Annotated in this window: 16 protein-coding genes; 5 read left to right on the top strand and 11 right to left on the bottom strand. The window is 68.7% G+C overall.

What is annotated here, in order from left to right:
- Positions 1-29 precede the first annotated feature (29 nt).
- From cydB to BUQ68_RS09830, 10 genes are all read right to left on the bottom strand, one after another.
- Positions 30-1,037 (bottom strand): cytochrome d ubiquinol oxidase subunit II, encoded by a 1,008-nt coding sequence (gene cydB / locus BUQ68_RS09875; protein ID WP_075215783.1) that lies wholly within the window; start codon positions 1,035-1,037, stop codon positions 30-32.
- Position 1,038: 1 nt separating this feature from the next.
- Positions 1,039-2,433, bottom strand: coding sequence for a cytochrome ubiquinol oxidase subunit I (locus BUQ68_RS09870; protein WP_075215782.1), 1,395 nt, complete (start codon positions 2,431-2,433; stop codon positions 1,039-1,041).
- A gap of 1,324 nt (positions 2,434-3,757) precedes the next feature.
- On the bottom strand, positions 3,758-4,240 hold the full coding sequence (locus tag BUQ68_RS09865; RefSeq protein ID WP_075215781.1) for a F0F1 ATP synthase subunit B family protein: 483 nt from the start codon (positions 4,238-4,240) through the stop codon (positions 3,758-3,760).
- Between the two features lie 7 nt (positions 4,241-4,247).
- Entirely contained in the window at positions 4,248-4,880 is a 633-nt protein-coding gene (locus BUQ68_RS09860; protein ID WP_083656459.1) for a F0F1 ATP synthase subunit B, read from the bottom strand.
- Between the two features lie 199 nt (positions 4,881-5,079).
- Positions 5,080-5,307: a F0F1 ATP synthase subunit C gene (locus BUQ68_RS09855; RefSeq protein WP_075215780.1), complete on the bottom strand. Its 228-nt coding sequence runs from the start codon at positions 5,305-5,307 to the stop codon at positions 5,080-5,082.
- A gap of 72 nt (positions 5,308-5,379) precedes the next feature.
- Positions 5,380-6,129, bottom strand: a complete 750-nt coding sequence (locus tag BUQ68_RS09850) for a F0F1 ATP synthase subunit A (RefSeq protein WP_075215779.1) — start codon at positions 6,127-6,129, stop codon at positions 5,380-5,382.
- A 98-nt stretch (positions 6,130-6,227) separates the two neighbouring features.
- The gene (locus tag BUQ68_RS09845; protein WP_075215778.1) at positions 6,228-6,602 is read right to left on the bottom strand and encodes an AtpZ/AtpI family protein; all 375 of its coding nucleotides are present in this window, start codon (positions 6,600-6,602) and stop codon (positions 6,228-6,230) included.
- A gap of 314 nt (positions 6,603-6,916) precedes the next feature.
- Positions 6,917-10,375: a chromosome segregation SMC family protein gene (locus BUQ68_RS09840; protein ID WP_075215777.1), complete on the bottom strand. Its 3,459-nt coding sequence runs from the start codon at positions 10,373-10,375 to the stop codon at positions 6,917-6,919.
- A gap of 169 nt (positions 10,376-10,544) precedes the next feature.
- Entirely contained in the window at positions 10,545-11,195 is a 651-nt protein-coding gene (locus BUQ68_RS09835; protein WP_075215776.1) for a DsbA family protein, read from the bottom strand.
- 165 nt (positions 11,196-11,360) lie between these two features.
- Entirely contained in the window at positions 11,361-11,894 is a 534-nt protein-coding gene (locus BUQ68_RS09830) for a DUF721 domain-containing protein (protein ID WP_075215775.1), read from the bottom strand.
- A gap of 193 nt (positions 11,895-12,087) precedes the next feature.
- On the opposite strand from BUQ68_RS09830, the gene mutY reads away from it, so the two are divergent.
- Complete coding sequence (gene mutY, locus BUQ68_RS09825; RefSeq protein WP_075215774.1) at positions 12,088-13,164, top strand: A/G-specific adenine glycosylase; 1,077 nt, start codon at positions 12,088-12,090, stop codon at positions 13,162-13,164.
- Between the two features lie 333 nt (positions 13,165-13,497).
- On the opposite strand, the gene BUQ68_RS09820 is transcribed toward mutY, so the two are convergent.
- Positions 13,498-14,655 (bottom strand): site-specific DNA-methyltransferase, encoded by a 1,158-nt coding sequence (locus BUQ68_RS09820; protein ID WP_083656446.1) that lies wholly within the window; start codon positions 14,653-14,655, stop codon positions 13,498-13,500.
- Positions 14,656-14,882: 227 nt separating this feature from the next.
- On the opposite strand from BUQ68_RS09820, the gene BUQ68_RS09815 reads away from it, so the two are divergent.
- The 4 genes from BUQ68_RS09815 to BUQ68_RS09800 all read left to right on the top strand — a co-directional run bounded on the left by BUQ68_RS09815 (position 14,883) and on the right by BUQ68_RS09800 (position 20,706).
- Entirely contained in the window at positions 14,883-16,379 is a 1,497-nt protein-coding gene (locus tag BUQ68_RS09815) for an AMP nucleosidase (RefSeq protein ID WP_075215773.1), read from the top strand.
- Positions 16,380-16,907: 528 nt separating this feature from the next.
- A complete protein-coding gene (locus BUQ68_RS09810; protein WP_075215772.1) occupies positions 16,908-18,095 on the top strand; it encodes an aminotransferase class V-fold PLP-dependent enzyme in 1,188 nt (395 codons plus the stop codon).
- 237 nt (positions 18,096-18,332) lie between these two features.
- A complete protein-coding gene (locus BUQ68_RS09805; protein WP_075215771.1) occupies positions 18,333-19,292 on the top strand; it encodes an HpcH/HpaI aldolase/citrate lyase family protein in 960 nt (319 codons plus the stop codon).
- 232 nt (positions 19,293-19,524) lie between these two features.
- Entirely contained in the window at positions 19,525-20,706 is a 1,182-nt protein-coding gene (locus BUQ68_RS09800; protein ID WP_075215770.1) for a malate--CoA ligase subunit beta, read from the top strand.
- Positions 20,707-20,716 lie beyond the last annotated feature (10 nt).

The following is a 20,716-nucleotide window of genomic DNA, read 5'->3' as shown; positions in this document are numbered from 1 at the left end:
ATCACCGCCCGCGCCGACCCGCCGCCCCTTCAGTGGTACCCCTCCCCCGGCCGGATCCGGCCACGGAAGGTGTAGTAGACGAACACCGTGTAGCCGAGCACCACCGGCAAGAGGATGAGCACGCCGACGAGCAGGAACATCTGCGATTCCGGCGCGGCGGCCGCGTCCCACACGGTCAGGCTCGGCGGCACCAGATAGGGGAAGTTGGAGATGGCGAGCCCCGCGAAGGCGAGCACGAAGATGCCGACCGAGCCGAGGAAAGGCGTTGCCGCCGCCTTGTCGTCGAGGCCCTTCCAGACGAGCGCCGCCAGCACCAGCGTCAGCACCGGGACCGGTGACAGGTAGAGAAGGTTCGGCCACGAGAACCAGAGCGCCGCGATCCGCTCCACGTGGAGCGGAGTCCAGATGCTGACGACCAGGATGAAGCCGAGCAGCGCGAGGAGAAGCGGCTTCGCCCATTCGTTCGCCCGCCTCTCCAGATCGCCCGCCACGCGCATGTGCAGCCAGGTGGCGCCGAGCAGCGCATAGCCGGCCACCACGCCGAAGCCGCACATGATGGCGAAGGGCGACAGCCAGTCGAAGGTGCCGCCGGAGAAGCGGCCCTGCTCCATGGCGATGCCGTGCAGCAGGCCGCCGAGGATCAGGCCCTGGGCGAAGGCCGCCACCGTGGAGCCGAGCCAGAAGGCGAGGTCCCAGAGCTGGTGGTTGGGCTTGGCCACCCAGCGGAACTCGAAGGCGACGCCGCGGAAGATGAGCGCCAGCAGCATCACCAGCACCGGCACGTAGAGCGCCGGCATGATGATCGAGTAGGCGGCGGGAAACGCCACCCAGAGTCCGCCGCCGCCGAGCACCAGCCAGGTCTCGTTCCCGTCCCAGAAGGGCGCCACCGAGTTCATCATCTGGTCCCGCTCGTGTTCCTCGCGGGTAAGCGGGAAGAGGATGCCGCAGCCGAGATCGAAGCCGTCGAGGATCACGTAGAGGATCACCGCGACGCCGATGATGCCGGCCCAGATCAGGGGAAGGTCGAGTTCGGCCATGTCACTCTCCCGCGCTGAGGGCGATGCGGCCGGAATCCTGCGCCGCCGCCATGGGACGGGTGGGACGCAGGGGCTCCTTCGGCACATGCCGGACGGGACCCTTTTCCAGCAGTCGGTTGATGTAGTAGCCGCCGGACACGAAGATCACCGCGTAGACGAGCACGAAGAGGATGAGCGAGGTCAGCACCGTGGCGGCGCCGACGGGCGACAGTGCGTCCTCTGTGCGCATCAGGCCGGTGGCCACCCAGGGCTGCCGGCCGATCTCCGTGGTGATCCAGCCGGCCAGCACGGCGATGAAGCCGAGCGGCCAGGTGTTGGCGAACACCTGCATCAGAAGGTTCGGCCGAAACAGCTTGCCGCGCCACCAGGCGAAGGCGCCGAGGCCGGAGAGGAGGATCATCAGGAGGCCGATGCCCACCATCACCCGGAAGGAAATGAAGACGGGCAGCACGGGCGGCCGGTCCTCGGGCGCGAACTGCTTCAGGCCCGGAAAGGTACCGTTGAGATCGTGCGTGAGGATCAGGCTGCCGAGCTTCGGGATGGCGATCTCGAAGCGATTCACCTCGGCGACCACATCCGGAATGGCAAAGAGCACGAGCGCGGCCGGATGGGTGCCGTCCCAGTGCGCCTCCATGGCGGCGATCTTGGCGGGCTGGTGCTCCAAGGTGTTGAGGCCGTGGAAGTCGCCGATCACCGCCTGCACGGGTGTGAGCACGACGAGAATGCCGAGCGCCATCTTCATCATGGTCTCGGCTTCCGGCAGATGCTTGCCCTTCAGCCAGAAGCGGGCGCCGACGGCGAGCACCACGAAGCCGGTGGTGATGTAGGCAGCGGTCAGCATGTGCACCATCCGCCAGCCGAACGTCGGCGAGAAGATCACCTGCCACCAGTCGACCGGGTAGGCGATGCCGTCGCGGACCTCGTGGCCCGCCGGGAACTGCATCCAGGAGTTCGCCGACAGGATCCAGAAGGCCGAGATGGCCGTGCCGACCGCCACCAGCACCGCCGCCGTGAAGTGCATCGCCGGCGACACCCGATCGCGGCCGAACAGCATGATCCCGAGGAAGGACGCCTCCAGGAAGAAGGCGGTGAGCACCTCGAACCCGATCAGCGGGCCGATCACGTTGCCGACCGCCAGGCTGAACTCGCTCCAGTTCGTGCCGAACTGGTAGGTGAGCACGATGCCGGAGACGACGCCCATGGCAAAGGACACGGCGAAGATCTTTGTCCAGAACTGGGCGAGGTCCTTGTAGCGGACGTTGCCGGTCCAAAGGCTCATGCCGAGCAGGGTCGCGATCCAGGCCGAAAGGCCGATCGTGAAGGCCGGAAAGATAATGTGGAAGGAGATGGTGAAGGCGAACTGGATGCGCGCCAGGATCAGTGGATCGAGTTCCATACGGCCTCCTCGGGCGTTCGGCCATGCGGACAATCCCGTCCTGTCCGCCGGCTCTGAAAGGTGACATGAACCCGCCGTATCGGCACTGCCCTCGCCACCTCGACCCCGTGCCCTTGTTTTAGTTCGGAGTGGAAACCAAACGAGGTGGCTGTCTGTCGCAGGCGACGATGACCCGATAGGCGGGCTCGATAAACGCGCCGCCCCCATTCCCATCAGGGTCCGCCGTCTCGGTCTGTGCCGAAGTCACCTTCGGCCGAAGCGGAGGTGATACCAATGCGTTTTCAACGCCCTGTGCGAGTCGTGCAATCTGTTGGACCAGCAGGTGAAATCGGCGGTCGCGCACTAACCGGTCTTTGCGGTGCGGGATTTAGCCGCGCCTCTGACAGGCGCGCTCGGTGGGTTCCGTCGGCTGCGGACGGGAGCAACAGGCGCCACCCGTACCCCCCCACCCGTCCCCCGACCGCCAGTCAAAGCGCTCGCCATCGTCCGTACTGGCGAACCACTCACACAGTGCTCAGGCACCCAGCTAGGCAGTATGCGTGGCTGGTCCGGATGAACCGGACCATGACGATCGTGGAGGTCGATCGATGACGATGAGCCCCCGCGTCAAAGTGCCATTCACCGCCCCGTCTCCCGCCTCGCTCGTCATGGTCCGCGTAGGCGGACCACCCACGCTTTCAAGCCGGCGCAAAGCGTGGCTGTGCCGGCTGAACCGGACCATGACGAGGAAGGGCGGCAACGGCACCACCCCGGCACCGACCACCACGTTCCCTCCCCGCCAGCCCCACTCGTCTCGCTCGTCATGGTCCGCGTAGGCGGACCACCCACGCTTTCAAGCCGGCGCAAAGCGTGGCTGTGCCGGCTGAACCGGACCATGACGAGGAATGGCGGCAACGGCACTCCTCCGGCACCGACCACCACGTTCCCTCCCCGCCAGCCCACTCGTTTCGCTCGTCAAGGTCCGCGCAGGCGGACCACTCGCGCTTTCAAGCCGGCGTAAAGCGTGGCTGGTCCGGATGAACCGGGCCATGACGAGGAAGGGCGGCAAAGGCACTCCTCCGGCGCCGACCACCACGTTCCCTACCCGCCAGTTCCACTCGTTTCGCTCGTCATGGTCCGCGCAGGCGGACCACCCACGCTTTCAAGGCGGCCCAAGGCGTGGCTGGTCCGGACGAACCGGATCATGACGAGGAAAGGACAGGATGCAGCAAGCAATCCAGCCCCCTGCCCGAAACCAAAAAAGCCCGGCGCGTTCGCACCGGGCTTCTTGCGGATCACGCGTTGCGGCCAATCAGCCGCCTCTCGTACCCAAACCTGCGCACCCTCAGTTCAAGCGTGCCTTCACGTCGGCGATGCCGCGCGAGACCAGGGTCGCGGCGACGTCGCCGGTCACGCGGGTGCCGAGGATCTGGGTGGCGGCGCGGACCGCCACGTCGGCCGCGAGCGCCCGGACCTCGGCAAGCGCCTGGGCTTCCGCCTGGGCGATCTTGGTTTCGGTGGCGCGGGTGCGGCGCTCCACCATGTCCTTCAGCGAGGCTTCGGCGTCGGCGGCGAGGCGGTCGGCCTCGGCCTTGGCGTTGTCCACGATCTCGGCCGCTTCCTTTTCGGCCGCGGCGCGCTTGCCCTGGTACTCCACGAGGAGCGCAGCGGCCTGCTCGCGCAGGCGGCGTGCCTCGTCCAGTTCGTTGGCGATGGCGGCGCCGCGCTTGTCCAGCAGGGTGCCGATGGTGCGGAACACGCCAAGGGCGCCGATCAGCACGAAGAAGAGGATGAGACCGACGAAGGCCCAAATGGTTGCGTCGAACATGGTGCCCTCAGCCCTTCTGCACGGACGCGACGGCGGCGGCGGCTTCCGCCTGCGAGCTGTCGCCGATGAGCGTCGCCACGATGGCCTCGGTGGTCTCGGTCGCGATGGCGTCCACCTCGGCGAGCGCCTGGGCCTTGATGGCCGAGATGCGGCCCTCGGCCTCCACCACACGCGCCGACAGGTCGGCTTCGATCGCCTTGCGACGGCTGTCGAGGTCGGCGGTGAGCGTCGCGCGGGTCTCGGCCGCGATCACGCCCGCCTTCTGCTTGGCCTCGGCGAGAGCCTGCTCGTAGGCCGCGATGGCGGCGTCGGTCTCGGCCCGGCTGCGCTCGGCTTCCTTGAGGTCGGCCCCGATCCGGTCCTGGCGGACCTCCAGGATGCCGCCGAGACGCGGCAGCAGCTTGGTGGAGAGGATCCAGTAGAAGAAGCCGAAGGTGATCGCCAGCCAAAGGAGCTGTGATCCGAAATACGTCGGGTCGAACGGCGGGAAGGCGCCGCCGTGCTCCGCCTCGGCCGCGTGCCCCACTTCCGAGTGGGTGTCGCCGAGTTCGGGCGATTCCGGCGCCACCGGCGGCACGCTGATACCGGCTTCCGGCGCACCAGGGGCCTGCGTCTGGGCGAAGGCGGGGGTGATGAACAGGGTCATCGACTGCTCCGGCTCCTCGATCACCGTCGACGGCGACGGGCGAGCGTGTTCCTCGGTCTACCGAACGAACACCCCGCAACGGGCGGGGTGTCGGGTAGGCGGATCGGCCACCCGATGGGGCGGCGCGACGCCGTCGTTCGGCGCTGCTAGGGACATCCGGGGCGGGACCGCCCCGGACGCCGACCGTCTGAAATCAGACGGCGAACAGCAGCAGAAGCGCGATCAGCAGCGAGAAGATGCCGAGCGCTTCCGTCACGGCGAAGCCGAGGATGAGGCGGCCGAACTGGCCATCGGCAGCCGACGGGTTGCGCAGGGCGCCCGACAGGAAGTTGCCGAAGATGTTGCCGAGGCCGAGGGCGGCGCCCGCCATGCCGAGGGTGGCGATACCAGCGCCGAGGTACTTCGCAGCTTCAGCTTCCATCGTGATGCTCCTTTGGAATTTATCTATCGGAACTTGGATCAGTCTTGCCGATGAGCTTCGTCGATCCCGGTCTCAATGGCCCGGATGAAGGGCGTCGTTGAGATACATGCAGGTCAGGATCGTGAAGACGTAGGCCTGGAGGAAAGCCACCAGGAATTCGAGGGCGGTCAGCGCCACCGTCATGGCGAGCGGCAGGATCGCGCCGAAGATGCCGAGCGCGCCGAGGCCGGTCAGCGTCGCCACGAAGCCGGAGAACACCTTGAGGGTGATGTGGCCGGCCAGCATGTTGGCGAAGAGACGAACCGAGAGGCTGATCGGCCGGGAGAGGAACGAGATCACCTCGATCGCCGACACCAGCGGCACCACCGCCGCAGGCACCCCGTGCGGCACGAAGAGGCCGAGGAAGTGCCACCCGTGGCGCATGAAGCCGTATACCGTAACCGTGCCGATCACCAGCATGGCGAGCGCGAAGGTCACGATGATGTGGCTCGTCACCGTGAAGAAGAAGGGGATCATGCCGAAGAGGTTCGCCACCAGGACGAACATGAACAGCGAGAACACCAGCGGGAAGAAACGCATACCCTCCGTGCCGGCCGACGAGCGCAGCGTGTTGGCGACGAACTCGTAGGAGAGTTCGGCCACCGTCTGGGCGCGGCCCGGCACCATGGAGCGGGTGGAGGTCGCCCAGGCGAGGAAACCGCTGGCCGCCGCCACGGTGGCGACCATGAAGAGCGAGGAGTTGGTGAACGAGAAATCGAGGCCGCCGATGGAGATGTCGAGGATCTTCGAGATCTGGAACTGATGGATCGGATCGTTCGCCACTCGGGGTCCCCTCCGCTTCGAAGCGCGCTTCAAGCTCGTAAAGTCTGTCTCGACCGATCGGCGAGCGAGGCGACGTGTCGCCCATGCACCGCCGATTCTCAAGTGTCCTTATCGTCTCGGGGTGGTTCCGGCGGCCGCTTGAACCGGTGTGGATCCGGTTCCGCGACCATGCCCGCCGCCCTCAAAACGTTGAGGAGTCCCGCCGCGAAGCCGAGGAGGAGAAACACGATCAGACCCCACGGGGACGTGCCCACATAGTAGTCGATCGCATATCCGAGACCCGCGCCCACAAGGACACCGGCCACGAACTCCGACCCCAGTTTCAGCGCCTGCCCCATGCCGGAGTTGTCGCTCCGCCCGCTGCCGCGCCGTTCCGCGTCCCGACGGCGCTCCGCTTCGAGCCTGTCCTTGAGCTCTTTCAGCCGCGCGTCGATCCGGTCGCCCTCAGGTGCCCCGTCGCTTCCCATGACCATGCGTCCTCGCTCGTCGTCAGCGCCCCATCGCGGGCATCGAGCCCTATGACAGAACGGCCAGGCGAACTCGAAACGCCCTGAAATCCTGGGATTTGGGGGGCACCCCGAAAGTCGCGCGCACCATAGTCACGGCCCATTTTCCTGTCAAGAACGCGCCAACAGGCCTTAAGTTGTTGCAACGAAAGGTGAATTGGCAGGCATTCCGGGTCACTGCACCGTTTGACGCAGCGCTTTGCGGGTCATATCGATTTAGGTGCCCGGGCTTAAGCCGGAAGTCGTCGTGAGGCCTCGGGTGAAGCCTCTTCCCGCCGGCTTCAGCCGACCTCCCGGAACGCTTCGGCGGCTTCCAGATCCACCGAGACCAGCTGCGAGACGCCGCGCTCCACCATGGTGACGCCGAACAGGCGGTTCATGCGCGCCATGGTGATGGGGTTGTGGGTGATCACCACGAAGCGCGTGTCGGTGGTCCGCGCCATCTCGTCCAGGAGGTCGCAGTAGCGCTCCACGTTGGCGTCGTCGAGCGGCGCGTCCACCTCGTCGAGCACGCAGATCGGCGCCGGATTGGTGAGAAAGACCGCGAAGATGAGCGCGAGCGCCGTCAGCGCCTGCTCGCCGCCGGAGAGAAGCGTCATGGTGGAGGGCTTCTTGCCCGGCGGGCGGGCGAAGATCTCCAGCCCGGCGTCCAGCGGATCGTCGCTGTCGACCAGCTTCAGGCTGGCGTCGCCACCACCGAACAGATGTCCGAATAGGCGCTGGAAATGGCCGTTGACCACGTCGAAGGCGGCCATCAGCCGCTCGCGCGCTTCCTTGTTGAGGCTCTGGATGCCCTGCCGCAGCCGGCGGATCGCCTCGATCACGTCCTCCCGCTCGTGCACCAGCGTGTCGAGCCGCGCCTCCACCTCGGCGGCCTCCTCCTCGGCCTGGAGGTTCACGCCGCCGAGCCGATCGCGCTCCTGGCGAAGCCGGTCCAGGCGCGCCTCGACGGCGGCCATGTCGGGCGGCGGTCCGTCGCCGTCGATCTCGGCCAGCTTGCGAAGGGCGAAGGGCGGGCACTCGAACCGGTCGCGGATGTCCGCCGCCAGCTCGGCGCGGCGGGTCTTCAGGGCTTCGAACCGCTCCTCCGCCCGCGCCCTCCCCTCCCGGCTGTCGGAGAGGGCCTTCAGCGCGTCCGACGCCCGGCGGCTCGCCTCCGCTTCCTCCGCCTCGCCCGACGCCAGCCGGTCGGCCGCCGTCCGGGCCGCGACTTCCGCCTGGCCGATCGTGCGCTGCAGCTGGTGGCGCGCCGCCGCGATCTCGTCGGGCCGATCCAGGAGGTCGGCGCGCTCGGCCTCCACCTCGTCGAGCCGCGCCGCGAGGTCGTCCAGGTGCTGCTGCGCGTTCGCGACACGGCCAGACCAGGCCTGCCGTTCCGCCGCGATCGCCCGCAGGCGACGGGCGCGCCCGTCCTGCTCGCGCGCCAGGGCCTCGGCGGCGGAGCGCGCCTCCGCGAAAGCCACCCGGGCTTCCGCCGCGGCCATGCGGGCCGCCTGGACCTCGGCCGTCAGGCTGTCCGCATCGGGCAGATCCGCCTCGGCCTCGGCCGCCTCCTCGGCCCGACCCCGCGCGTCCGCCACGTCGTCGGCGAGCCGCCGGCGCTGGTCGGCCAGCGCCTCCGCCCGGGCCGCCACGTCGGCGAGCGCCCGCTCGGCCCGGGCCAGCCGGTCGCGCGCTTCCGACACCGCCCCGGAGGCCAACCGGGCGCCGTCGCGTGCCATCTTCAGCCGCTCGGCGGTGGCGCGCGCGGTCGCCTGGGCGTCGGCGAGCAGGCGCCGCTTGTCGGCCGCCACGCGCGCCGCATCGGCCCGCTGCGCGTCGAGTTCGGCGAGGCGGTTTCGCGAGGCCAGACGCTGGGCGGCGGGCGTCGGCGCGCCGGCGACGGCCACATAGCCGTCCCAGCGCCAGAGGTCCCCCTCCGGGCTGATCAGTCGCTGTCCCGGCGCCAGCGCCAGCCGGAGACGCGGGCCCTCGCGGCGGTCCACCACGCCGATCTGCGCCAGACGGCGCTGCACCAGCGGCGGCCCCTTCACGAAGCGCGACAGCGGCACCGCCCCTTCCGGCAACGCCGGGTCTCCCGCGGCCGAGCCCGGGTCGGCCCAGTGGGCCGGCGCGGCGGTGTCGATGGACGCCTCGATGTCATCGCCGAGCGCCGCCCCGAGGGCGAGCTCGTAGCCGGGCGCGGCGGTGAGCTGGTCGACGAGCGGCGGAAACAGGGCCCCGATCTCCAGGTTCAGCACCTTGGCGAGCGTCCTCGCCTCGGTGTCGAGACGGTTCTGGTGCTTCTCCGCCTCGCCGAGTGGCCCGCGCGCGGCCCGTTCGGCTGCCTCGGCGGCGACGGTCTCCGCCTCGGCGGCGGCGACCGCGTCCTCCGCCTCCAGCAGCGTCTCCGCCGCCATCTCGGCCTCGAGCCTGGCGTCGGCGATGCCGCTGTCCGCGTCGAGGGTGGCGCGCAGTCCGGCGAGATCCCGGTCGAGCGTTTCAAGGTCGCGCTCCAGACGCGCGAGCCGGTCCACCGCCTCCCGCCGGGCGCGGATCAGCGCGTCGCGCCGCGCGGCCGCGTCCGCATGGGCGCGCGTCGCCTCGGCAAGGCGCATCTCCACGGCGGTCACCGCCTCCTCCGCCTCGGCGCAGCGGGCGGCAGCGACCTCCGCCTCCGCGGCGTCGTCCTCGGAGGCCGCAGCCAGCGCTTCCGCCTCGTCCACCAGAGCTTGCAGATGGGCGTCGTTGTCGGCGACGAGCGCCGCCTCCCGGTCGCGGTCGCGCAGGATCTCGCCGGCCCGTCGGCCGAGGTCGGACAGCCGCTCGCGCACGCGCCGCTCCTCCGCCTCGGACTCCGCCAGCGCCGCCTTAAGCCGCTGCAGCGCGGCGGCGGCGCGTACGGCGTCGTCGCGAAGCGCCGGCAGCTGGTGGGCGGCGATCGCCTGCAGGCGCGCTGCCTCGGCCTGGGCGGCCTGCCGGGTGGCGGCGTCGGCGAGAATGGCCGTCACCGCCTGCTCGGCCGCGATCGCGGCGGCATCCGTTTCGGTCCAGCGCAGCCAGGCGGACACCGCCTCGTGCTTGCGGATGTCCGCCGAAAGGCCACGGTAGCGCGCCGCCTGCCGGGCCTGGCGACGCAGGCTCTCCAGCCGGGTCTCGATCTCCTTCACCACGTCCTCGAGCCGGGTGAGGTTGGTCTCGGCGGCCCTGAGGCGCTGCTCGGCCTCGTTCCGGCGCGAGTGCAGGCCGGAAATTCCTGCCGCCTCTTCCAGGATGGCGCGGCGCGCCGTCGGCTTGGCGGCGATCAGCTCGCCGATCTGCCCCTGGCGCACCATGGCGGGCGAACGGGCGCCGGTAGAGGCGTCGGCGAACAGCAGCTGCACGTCGCGCGCCCGCACGTCCCGGCCGTTGATGCGGTAGACCGAGCCCTCTTCCCGCTCGATCCGGCGGGAGATCTCCAGCACGTCCGCATCGTTGAAGGCGGCAGGCGCGGTGCGGTCGGCGTTGCTCAGCACCAGCGTCACGTCGGCGGCGTTCCGCGCGGGGCGCTTGGCCGAGCCGGAGAAGATCACGTCGTCCATCCCGGACGCGCGCATGTTCTTGTAGGAGTTCTCGCCCATCACCCAGCGGAGGGCTTCCACGAGGTTCGACTTGCCGCAGCCGTTCGGCCCAACCACACCGGTAAGGCCCGGCTCGATCAGGAACTCGGTCGGCTCCACGAAGGTCTTGAACCCCCGGATGCGCAGCTTCTCGAACTTCATGCCCACCGTCTCGGTCCGCCCGCCCGGGCTGCCAGTCGCAGCGTCGGAGCGGCCGGAAAACAAGACGGCCGGCGGGCGACCCTTGGCAAGGGTGCGCGACGCCGGCCGGCGAGGATATCAACCAGTTTGTCCCGGTGGCCGCCGGCAAGCGGCCATCCGGCGCGATCCATCAGCCCTGCAGCATGGGATCGAGGATCTTGGCCATCTCTTCCATCGACATGGCGCCGCGGTGGCGCTGACCGTTGATGAAGAAGGTCGGCGTGGAGTTGACGCCGAATTCCTTCTCGCCGCGCTCGCGCACGGCGTTGATGTTGTCGAGCAGCGGCTGGTCCGAAAGGGTCTGCTCGAAGGTCGCGTCGGTGTAGCCGAACTGCTTGGCGAGCGTGCGCAGCGCCGTCACCGGGTCGTCCGAATAGGCCCAGTCGCGCTGCTTTTCGAACAGAAGGTCGACCACGTCGAAATAGGTGTCGCCCATGGCGTTGCGCGCCAGCATGAAGCCGGCGGCGGCGAGCGGATCGAGCGGGAACTCGCGGAACACGAACCGCACCTTGCCGGTGTCGATATAGTCCGCCTTCAGCTGCGGATAGGTCTTCTCATGGAAGGCCGCGCAGTGGCCGCAGGTCATGGAGGCGTATTCCACCACCGTCACCTTGGCGTTCGGGTCGCCCAGCATCTTCTCCGGCAGCGGGCCGGAGTCCATCAGGGCCTCGACGTCCACGGTGCCGTCCTGCGCGAAGGCGGCGAACGGGAAGGACGGCACCAGCGCGAGCACTAGAGCGGTCGTGCCGGCGGTTGCCAGGAAGCGGCGGCGGGTCATCATCGGCGTCTCGGTCCTCCGTTCGGCCGCACTGTCGGCGGCCGGGTCATGGTCTTCTTCGGTCCGGTCGAAACTATGGCAGCCGGGCGCCGAATTCAAAGGTCCCGGTCGCCCGGAACAGGTGCGGCGGTCAGGTTTTCGTGAATGGATCGGCCGTTCGACCGCCTGTCAGCGCGTCGACGTCGGGCGCGAGGCCCGGCCCGCGACGGCCCGGCCGAGCCGTTCCAGCGCGGCACGCAGCCCGTCGTCCTCGATGCCGGCGGCCGCCTGCCGCACCGTCTCCGCCGCCTCCGGCGACACCGGGCCGGGCGCCGGCCGCACCGGCCGCTCGATCCGGGCGACGGGCAGCTGCACGAGGCGGATGCGGCCGACGCAGCGATAGCCGAAGAACATGTTGATGCGCTCGATCACCTGCGGCAGCTCGTGGGTGAAGCGCAGCGACGCCGCCCCGGTGCAGCGCACGGTGAGGAGCGCCGGCTCGTGCTCGTCCTCGGTGATCAGACCCTTGGGCTTGCGCGTCCACGACAGCCGGTCCGGCGAGGTCGAGGTGGCGTAGGCCGGGCCGACAATGTCCGGCCAGTGCTGGATGAGGTCGACCGTGGCGAATCCACGCTTGCGGCAGGCAGCCGAAAGCGCCCCGCCGACGATGTCGGCGAGCGGCCGCGCGCCCTTGTAGGCGAAGGCGGGCTTGTCGTTGGCCACGATATCCTTCCTGGTCGCCAGGTCCGCACCCGGGCGTTCGGACAATTGGTCCGGCGCAACGGGTCTCGTCCGCGGATGAAGGCGCCTTCGCGCTCCCCTGTCAACCGGCCGCCGACGCCCTGCCCGCAATCCACATCGCGGCACCCGAGCCGCCGCTTGCAAATCGCCGCCCGGCCGGCCAACCCTGTCGCCCATGCAGCGTCCAGCCCCGAATCCCGCCGACCTCCTCGCCTGGTATGATCGGAACGCCCGGCGGCTGCCCTGGCGCGTGCCGCCGGAGGATCGGGCCGTCGGCGTCCTGCCGGATCCCTATCGGGTGTGGCTGTCCGAGATCATGCTGCAGCAGACCACCGTGGCGGCGGTGAAGAGCTATTTCGAGGCCTTCACCACCCGCTGGCCGCGGCTCCAGGACCTCGCCGCCGCAGACCGGGACGATGTCATGCGCGCCTGGGCGGGCCTTGGCTACTACTCCCGCGCGCGCAACCTCAAGGCCTGTGCGGACGCGGTCGCGGCAGAGCACGACGGCCGTTTCCCCGACACCGAGGAGGGCCTGCGCGCCCTGCCCGGCGTCGGCGCCTACACGGCGGCAGCGGTGGCGGCCATCGCGTTCGACCGGCGCGCCGTTGTGGTGGACGGCAATGTGGAGCGGGTCGTCACCCGCCTCTTCTCGGTGGAGACGCCCCTGCCCGCCGCCAAGCCGGAGATCCGCCGCCTCACCGACCAGTTGACGCCCGATGCCCGCCCCGGCAATTTCGCCCAAGCCATGATGGACCTCGGCGCCACCATCTGCACGCCGAAGCGGCCGGCCTGCGCCCTCTGCCCGTTCGCCGCCGCCTGCGTTGCGCGGGCGGCCGGCCTGCAGGAAACCTATCCGCGCAAGAGCCCGAAGAAGGACCGACCCACCCGGCACGGCACCGCCTTCGTGGCGACCCGGTCCGACGGCGCGGTGCTCCTGGTGCGCCGGCCGGACAAGGGCCTCCTCGGCGGCATGACCGGCGTGCCCGGATCGCCCTGGACGGAAGATCCCTCCAACGCCGGCATTGCGAGCGCGCCCTTCCCGGCGGATTGGCGGCCCGCTGGCCGGGTGGAGCACACCTTCACCCACTTCCATCTGATTCTGAGCGTCCTCACCGCCGAGGCCGACGCGCCCGCCCCGGCCGATTCGTGGTGGGCGCCCCGTTCCGCAGTGGCCGACGAGGCCCTGCCGACGGTGATGCGCAAGGCCGTCGAGGCGGCTCTCCCCGGCGCCACCCGCCGCCCGCGGCGTTGATCCCCGGCCGGCCGCTCGTCCGCGGATGCTTTGCCACCTTGGCCAGGAAGCCGGCGCGCGCCAACGGCGTGTGCCGAAATCCGATTTGTTACAACGGCGGATCAGTCAATTTAATGCGTGACGATCGTCCCCGGCCGTTGCAAATCACCGGGTTTCTGCTTAGAGGAGAGGGCGTTTGAAAAACGAACACGCCGCCGGGTCCGTTGCTGGCCACGACGGCAGATAACCATATACTTTATTCGATATTCGACCCTCTCCGGCAACGGAGAGGGTTTTTTCACTTCGGCAATGCTCGCTGCACGCGCCGGATCAGCCGGCCACGACCTGCCGCGTTCAGGCGCCCATGGCACCGATCCGCCGGCGGATCTCGCCGCGGAGCACGTCGATCGGCTGCAGCGCGCCGCCGATGTCCGTGTGCCAGAAGGTCCAGCCGTTGCAGGCGTCGAGCCCCTGCACCCGGGCGCCCATGCGGTGGATCGAACCGGTTTCCCCGTAGGCGGCGAGCGACCCGTCGGCCCGCACCTCCGCCACGAAGCGGCGGCGGGCGTCGGTCAGGTGCGCGCCGGGGGCGATCAGCCCGCTCTCCAGAAGGCTGCCGAACGGAATGCGCGGCTCCGCCCGCTTCGGCGTCGTCGCCTGCAGGCTGCCCTCGGCGATGGGTTCCACCGCGTCGATCCGAGCGCGCGCATGCTCCGCATAGCCCCGGTCGCGCTCCACCCCGACGAAATGCCGGCCGAGGCGCCGGGCGACCGCCGCGGTGGTGCCGGTGCCGAGGAAGGGGTCGAGCACCACGTCGCCCGGGTTGGTGGACGACAGAAGCACCCGGTAGAGCAGCGCCTCCGGCTTCTGGGTCGGATGCACCTTGGTGCCGGCGTCGTCCTTCAGGCGCTCGTTGCCCGTGCAGATCGGCAGCATCCAGTCGGAGCGCATCTGCAGGTCGTCGTTGAAGGCCTTCATGGCCTCGTAATTGAAAGTATAGCTCTTGGCATCCTTCGACTTCGACGCCCAGATCATGGTCTCGTGCGCGTTGGTGAACCGCTTGCCGCGGAAGTTCGGCATCGGGTTGGCCTTGCGCCAGACGATGTCGTTCAGCACCCAGAACCCGAGGTCCTGCATCACCGCGCCGACGCGGAAGATGTTGTGGTAGGAGCCTATCACCCAGATCGTGCCGTTCGGCTTCAGCACCCGCCGGCAGGCGAGCAGCCAGGCGCGGGTGAAGGCGTCGTAGGCCTCGAAGCTCTCGAACTGGTCCCAGGCGTCGTCGACCGCGTCCACCTTGGACTGGTCCGGCCGGGTGAGGTCGCCGCCGAGTTGAAGGTTGTACGGCGGATCGGCGAAGATCACGTCCACCGACTGCTTCGGCAGGCGCTCCAGCGCCGCCACGCAGTCCCCGACGATGATCTGGTCGAGCCAATCGGGCTTTACGCTGGCGGTGGTATCGAGACCGGACCCGGACGCAAAAACGCTCGTCCGCCGACTATGGACATTCATGGCCACTACCCACCCTTGACGCAGAACCGGAACGGGGCGGGGTCTCGATACCCCTGCCATGCACAGGAGAATGGCCCGACACGGTAAACGCCGGGTTAAGCGTCCACCGGGCAAAAAACCTTGTTTGTCAACGGTTTGTTAGCAAATGAAGAAAACCCGCGCGGAAAGCGTCACACTGTGATATCCGACATCGGGTACAAGTCAGGCTTCTTGTACCGAGAGAAACGATGAACGACAGGATCAGGCCCGCCGCGCCGGTGCACCGCCCGGACCCCCGCCCCTTCGAGACCTTCGACGACCCGCGCGCCGCCGTCGACCGGCTGATCGAGATCTACGAGCGGAACACCACCTTCCTCCGGGAGGCCTTCGACCGGGTGACCCACGGCCACGTGCCCGACGGCCGCACCCGCGCCTGCTACCCGGCGATCCGCATCACCACCGACACCCACGATCTGGCCGACTCGCGCCTCTCCTACGGCCACGTGCCGGGTCCGGGCACCTACACCACCACCATCTCGCGCCCGGCGCTCTTCCGCGACTATCTGGTCGACCAGCTCACCCAGGTGATCCGCAACCACGCGGTCCCGGTGGAGATCGGCGAGAGCGACGTGCCCATCCCGCTCCACTTCGCCTTCTTCGAAGGCGCGCACGTGGAAGGCACCCTGGTGGAGGCCCTGCCCCGCCCGCTCCGCGACCTCTTCGACGTGCCGGACCTTGCCATCACGGACGACGCGATCGTCAACGGCACGCTGGAGCCGCGCGCCGGCGAACCGCTGCCGCTCGCGCCGTTCACGGCGCCGCGCATCGACTACTCGCTGCACCGCTTGCAGCACTACACCGCGACGTCGCCTGCCCATTTCCAGAACTTCGTGCTCTTCACCAACTACCAGTTCTACGTGGACGAGTTCGCCGCCAAGGCGCGCGAGATGATGGCGAGCGGCACCGGCGAGTACACGGCCTTTGTGGAGCCCGGCAACCTCGTCACCCGCCTCGGCGAGCACGCGCCGTCCTCCGGCGAGGCGCCGCCGCGGCTGCCGCAGATGCCGACCTACCACCTCACACGCGACAACCACTCGGGCATCACCCTCGTCAACATCGGCGTCGGCCCCTCCAACGCCAAGACGATCACCGACCACATCGCCGTCCTCCGCCCGCACGCCTGGCTGATGCTCGGCCACTGCGCGGGCCTCAGGAACAGCCAGAAGCTTGGCGACTACGTGCTCGCCCACGGCTATGTGCGCGAGGACCACGTGCTCGACGCCGACCTGCCGGTGTGGATTCCCATTCCGGCGCTCGCCGAGATCCAGGTCGCCCTGGAACAGGCGGTGGAGGAGGTGACGGGCCTGGAGGGCTGGGAGCTGAAGCGCATCATGCGCACCGGCACAGTCGCCACCATTGACAACCGCAACTGGGAACTCCGCGATCACCGCGAGCCGGTGCAGCGCTTCAGCCAGTCGCGCGCCATCGCGCTCGACATGGAGTCCGCCACCATCGCGGCGAACGGCTTCCGCTTCCGCGTGCCCTACGGCACTCTCCTTTGCGTCTCCGACAAGCCGCTCCACGGCGAGCTGAAGCTGCCCGGCATGGCGAGCGCCTTCTACCGGCGGCAGGTCAGCCAGCACCTGGAGATCGGGATCCTGGCCATGGAAAAGCTTCGCCAGATGCCGCCGGAACGCCTGCACAGCCGCAAGCTCCGCAGCTTCCTGGAGACGGCGTTCCAATAGTCTGGAAACCTTTCGCAAAACCGACGCACACCGCAGACCCTCGGCCCCACCGGGGGTCTTTTTGCATTCGCCCCCGGCACGCGCGGCGCGCAATCCAAAGGCCGAATCCGGGAAACCCTTCTCGCGAACCGCCCCGCCGAGCCGCGGCCGTGGCGTTGCAGGGGCGCGCTTTGCGCATTTCCACTGCGGTGGGCTGTCGCATCACGTGGAGTTTGATAGATGACCCCTATTGCGCAGTAGATGACTTCGCATCTTCTAGGCACGCGGAAGGCCAGAATGGTGCCTCCCAAGCTTAACATGGTCCCGATACGCGAAATGTTGCACCGCACCTTCAGATGAACTGTCGGTCTCTTGAAGAAAATCGTTCTGTTCACCGCAAGGGTGCCGACACATTGTCCGCCGCAGGAGGAGCCCGCCACGGACAGGGCGGTCGCCGGGTGAGGAGCCCGGCGCGCCGAACGGCCGAAGGGCGAGCGACGAGACCTGCGCGGAACCCCAACCGCGCGCCCTACGCCCCGAGGAGACCCCATGCGCTACCACTCCGGCCTTTTCATTCCCGGTCCCACCAACGTTCCGGATCAGGTCCGCCGTGCAATGAACCTGCCGCAGGAGGACATGCGCTCTCCTGACTTTCCGAAGCTGACCCTGCCGCTGTTCGCCGACCTGAAGAAGATCTTCAAGACCGAGACCGGCCAGCCCTTCATCTACCCGTCCTCCGGCACCGGCGGCTGGGAAGCGGTGCTGACCAACACGCTCAACCCGGGCGACAAGGTCCTCATCTCCACCTTTGGCCAGTTCTCGCTGCTCTGGGCCGACATGTGCCAGCGTCTCGGCTTCGAGACCCAGGTGGTGGACGTGGAGTGGGGCGAAGGCGTCCCGGTGGAAACCTTCCACGACATCCTGGCGGCCGACAAGGAGCACAAGATCAAGGCGGTGCTCGGCACCCAGAACGAGACCGCGACGGGCGTCACCTCCGACGTCGCCGGCATGCGCAAGGCGCTCGACGCCGCCGGCCACCCGGCCCTCCTCTACATCGACGGCGTGTCCTCGGTCGCCTCGATCGACTTCCGCATGGACGAGTGGGGCGTCGACGGCATCGTGTCGGGCTCGCAGAAGGGCTTCATGCTGCCGACCGGCCTCGCCATCATCTGCGTCAGCCAGAAGGCGCTCGAGGCGCACAAGTCCTCCAAGTTCCCGCGCTGCTTCTTCTCCTTCGAAGACATGACGCGCATGAACAAGGACGGCTACTTCCCCTACACGCCGGCCACCGTTCTCCTGCGCGGCCTGCGCGCCTCCCTCGACCTTCTCTTCGAAGAGGGCCTGGAGAACGTCTTCATCCGTCACAACCACGTCGCCTCGGGCGTCCGTGAAGCGGTGAAGGCCTGGGGCTTCGACCTCGTCGCCAAGGAGCCCAAGTGGCACTCCGACACCGTGTCGGCCATCTGGGTCCCGTCCAACGTGGACGCCGTGCAGGTGATCCGCCGCGCCTACGACCGCTACGGCGTCTCCTTCGGCTCGGGCCTCAACAAGCTGTCCGGCAAGGTCTTCCGCATCGGTCACCTGGGCGCCACCAACGAGCTGATGCTCCTCGGTGCCGTCGCGGCCGCCGAGATGGCCCTCGTCGACTGCGGCGCCAAGATCGAGTTCGGCTCCGGCGTCGCCGCCGCCCAGGCCTACTACGGCGCCCGCCGCAACGTGACCGCCGCGGCCGCGTGAGGTTTGCCGGAGAGGGTGGAGCCCCCCCCTCTCCCACTCTCCCCCTCGAGGGGGGAGAGGGTCCCGAGGCGGTTCCGGATCAGAACCGGCCGACGTGAAAGACGCCGACGCAAGCACCACCCTCCGACCGGCTCTCTCCCCCCTTGAGGGGGAGAGTTGGAGTGGGGGGTGAACCCCGACGCTCGACCCAAAATTCCCGGCGCGCCACAAGAGCCGCGCCCTCCGGAGGAACACCCCATGAGCTTCACCCAGTACAAGCCGGTCAAGACGCGCGTTCAGCGCTCCGAGCTGGCGGTTCCGGGCTCCAACCCGCAGATGTTCGAGAAGGCCCTCAACTCCGAGGTCGACTTCATCTTCCTCGACCTGGAAGACGCCGTCGCGCCGAACGACAAGGTCACGGCCCGCGAGAACATCATCAAGGCGCTGAAGGAAATGCCGTGGCGCGAGCGCGGCAAGACCATGTCGGTGCGCATCAACGGCCTCGACACCCACTGGATGTACCGCGACGTGGTTGACGTGGTCGAGCAGGCCGGCGAACATCTCGACACCATCCTGATCCCCAAGGTCGGCGTGCCGGGCGACGTCTACATGGTGGAAGCCATGGTGGCGCAGATCCGTGAAGCCAAGGCGATCCCGAACGAGATCGGCCTCGAGGCCCTGATCGAGACCACCCTCGGCATGGCCAACGTGGAGGCGATCGCCGCCGCCCGCAATCTGGAAGCCCTGCACTTCGGCGTCGCCGACTTCTCCGCCTCGCGCCGGTCGCGCACCGTGGTCATCGGCGGCCTCAACCCGGACTATCCGGGCGACCAGTGGCACGCCGCCATCGACCGCATGGTCACAGCCTGCCGCGCCTACGGTCTTCGCGCCATCGACGGGCCGTTCGGCGACTTCTCCTCGCCGGAGGACTATGTGAAGGCCGCCAAGCGCGCCGCCGTGCTCGGCTGCGAAGGCAAGTGGGCCATCCATCCCTCGCAGATCGCGCTCGCCAACGACGTGTTCTCGCCCCCGCCGGCCGAAGTCGACCGCGCCCGCCGCGTGCTCGTCGCCCTCGACGAAGCCGCCGCCCAGGGCAAGGGCGCCGCGTCCCTCGACGGCCGCCTCATCGACGCCGCCTCCGCCCGCATGGCCCAGAACATCGTGATGGTGGCCGACGCGATCGCCGAGAAGTCGAAGGCGAACGCCAAGGCGGCGTGAGCGAACGGATCTGACCGGGGCGGTTCCCCCCTCTCCCCGACCCTCCCCCACAAGGGGGGAGGGAGCGCCGGGACAAGGGTCGGGCGAAGAACCGGTCGGCCGGTCAGCCTCCACAGCCGGATCAGCGTCCCCTCCCCCCTTGTGGGGGAGGGCCAGGGAGAGGGGTGAACCACGACCGAGGTCGATCGGTCTCCGGCTCTCCCCCAGAACATCGTTCCAGAGGAAGTGACCCATGGATATCCATGAATATCAGGCGAAGGAAATTCTCGCCAAGTTCGGCGTGCCGATCCCCAAGGGCGGCCTTGCCTACAGCCCCGAGCAGGCGGCCTACCGGGCGCGCGAGATCGGCGGTTCGGTATGGGTGGTGAAGGCCCAGGTGCACACCGGCGGCCGCGGCAAGGCCGGCGGCGTGAAGGTCTGCAAGTCCGAGCATGACGTCGAAGAAGCCGCCGAGAAGATGCTCGGCCGCAAGCTCGTCACCCATCAGTCCGGCCCGGCCGGCAAGATGGTGAACCGCCTCTACGTGGAAGGCGGCGTCAACATCGCCAAGGAGCTCTACCTCGGCTTCGTGCTCGACCGCGCCGAGCAGCGCGTCATCGTCATCGGGTCCACCGAAGGCGGCATGGACATCGAGGAAGTGGCCGAGAACCATCCGGATTCGATTGTCAAGATCTCCGTGGAACCGGCCGTCGGCATGCAGGCCTTCCAGGCCCGCGAACTCGCCTTCAAGCTCGGCCTGCCGGGCTCGGCCGTCGCCGACGCCACCCGGGTGATCCTCGGGGCCTACCGCGCCTTCCGCGACAAGGACGGCGTGATGCTGGAGATCAACCCGTTGGTCTTCACCGGCGAGGGCAACCTGATCGCCCTCGACGCCAAGATGAGCTTCGACGATAACGCCATGTTTCGCCACCCGGACATCTCCGAGCTCCGTGACAAGAGCCAGGAAGATCCGCGCGAGACGCAAGCCGCCGACCGCGGCCTCTCCTACGTGGGCCTCGACGGCGACGTCGGCTGCATCGTCAACGGCGCCGGCCTCGCCATGGCGACCATGGACATGATCCTCCTGGAAGGCGGCGCTCCGGCCAACTTCCTCGACATCGGCGGCGGCGCGACGCCCGAGCGCGTGGCCAAGGCCTTCCGCCTGGTGACCCAGGACAAGAACGTGAAGGCGATCCTCGTCAACATCTTCGCCGGCATCAACCGCTGCGACTGGGTCGCCCAGGGCGTCGTCAAGGCGGTGGAGATCTCCGGCCTGGAGCTGCCGCTGGTCGTGCGCCTCGCCGGCACCAACGTCGAGGAAGGCCGCAAGATCATCAACGAGAGCGGGATCAACGTGATCTCCGCGACCACCCTGGCCGAAGCCGCGCGTCTGTCGGTGCAGGCCGCCAAGACCGGCAGCGCCAAGGCCGCCTGAGGAGATCCCC

The organism is Mongoliimonas terrestris, assembly GCF_001927285.1.
Lineage (GTDB): Bacteria > Pseudomonadota > Alphaproteobacteria > Rhizobiales > Pleomorphomonadaceae > Chthonobacter > Chthonobacter terrestris.
This window is presented reverse-complemented; position numbering and strand designations above follow the sequence as displayed.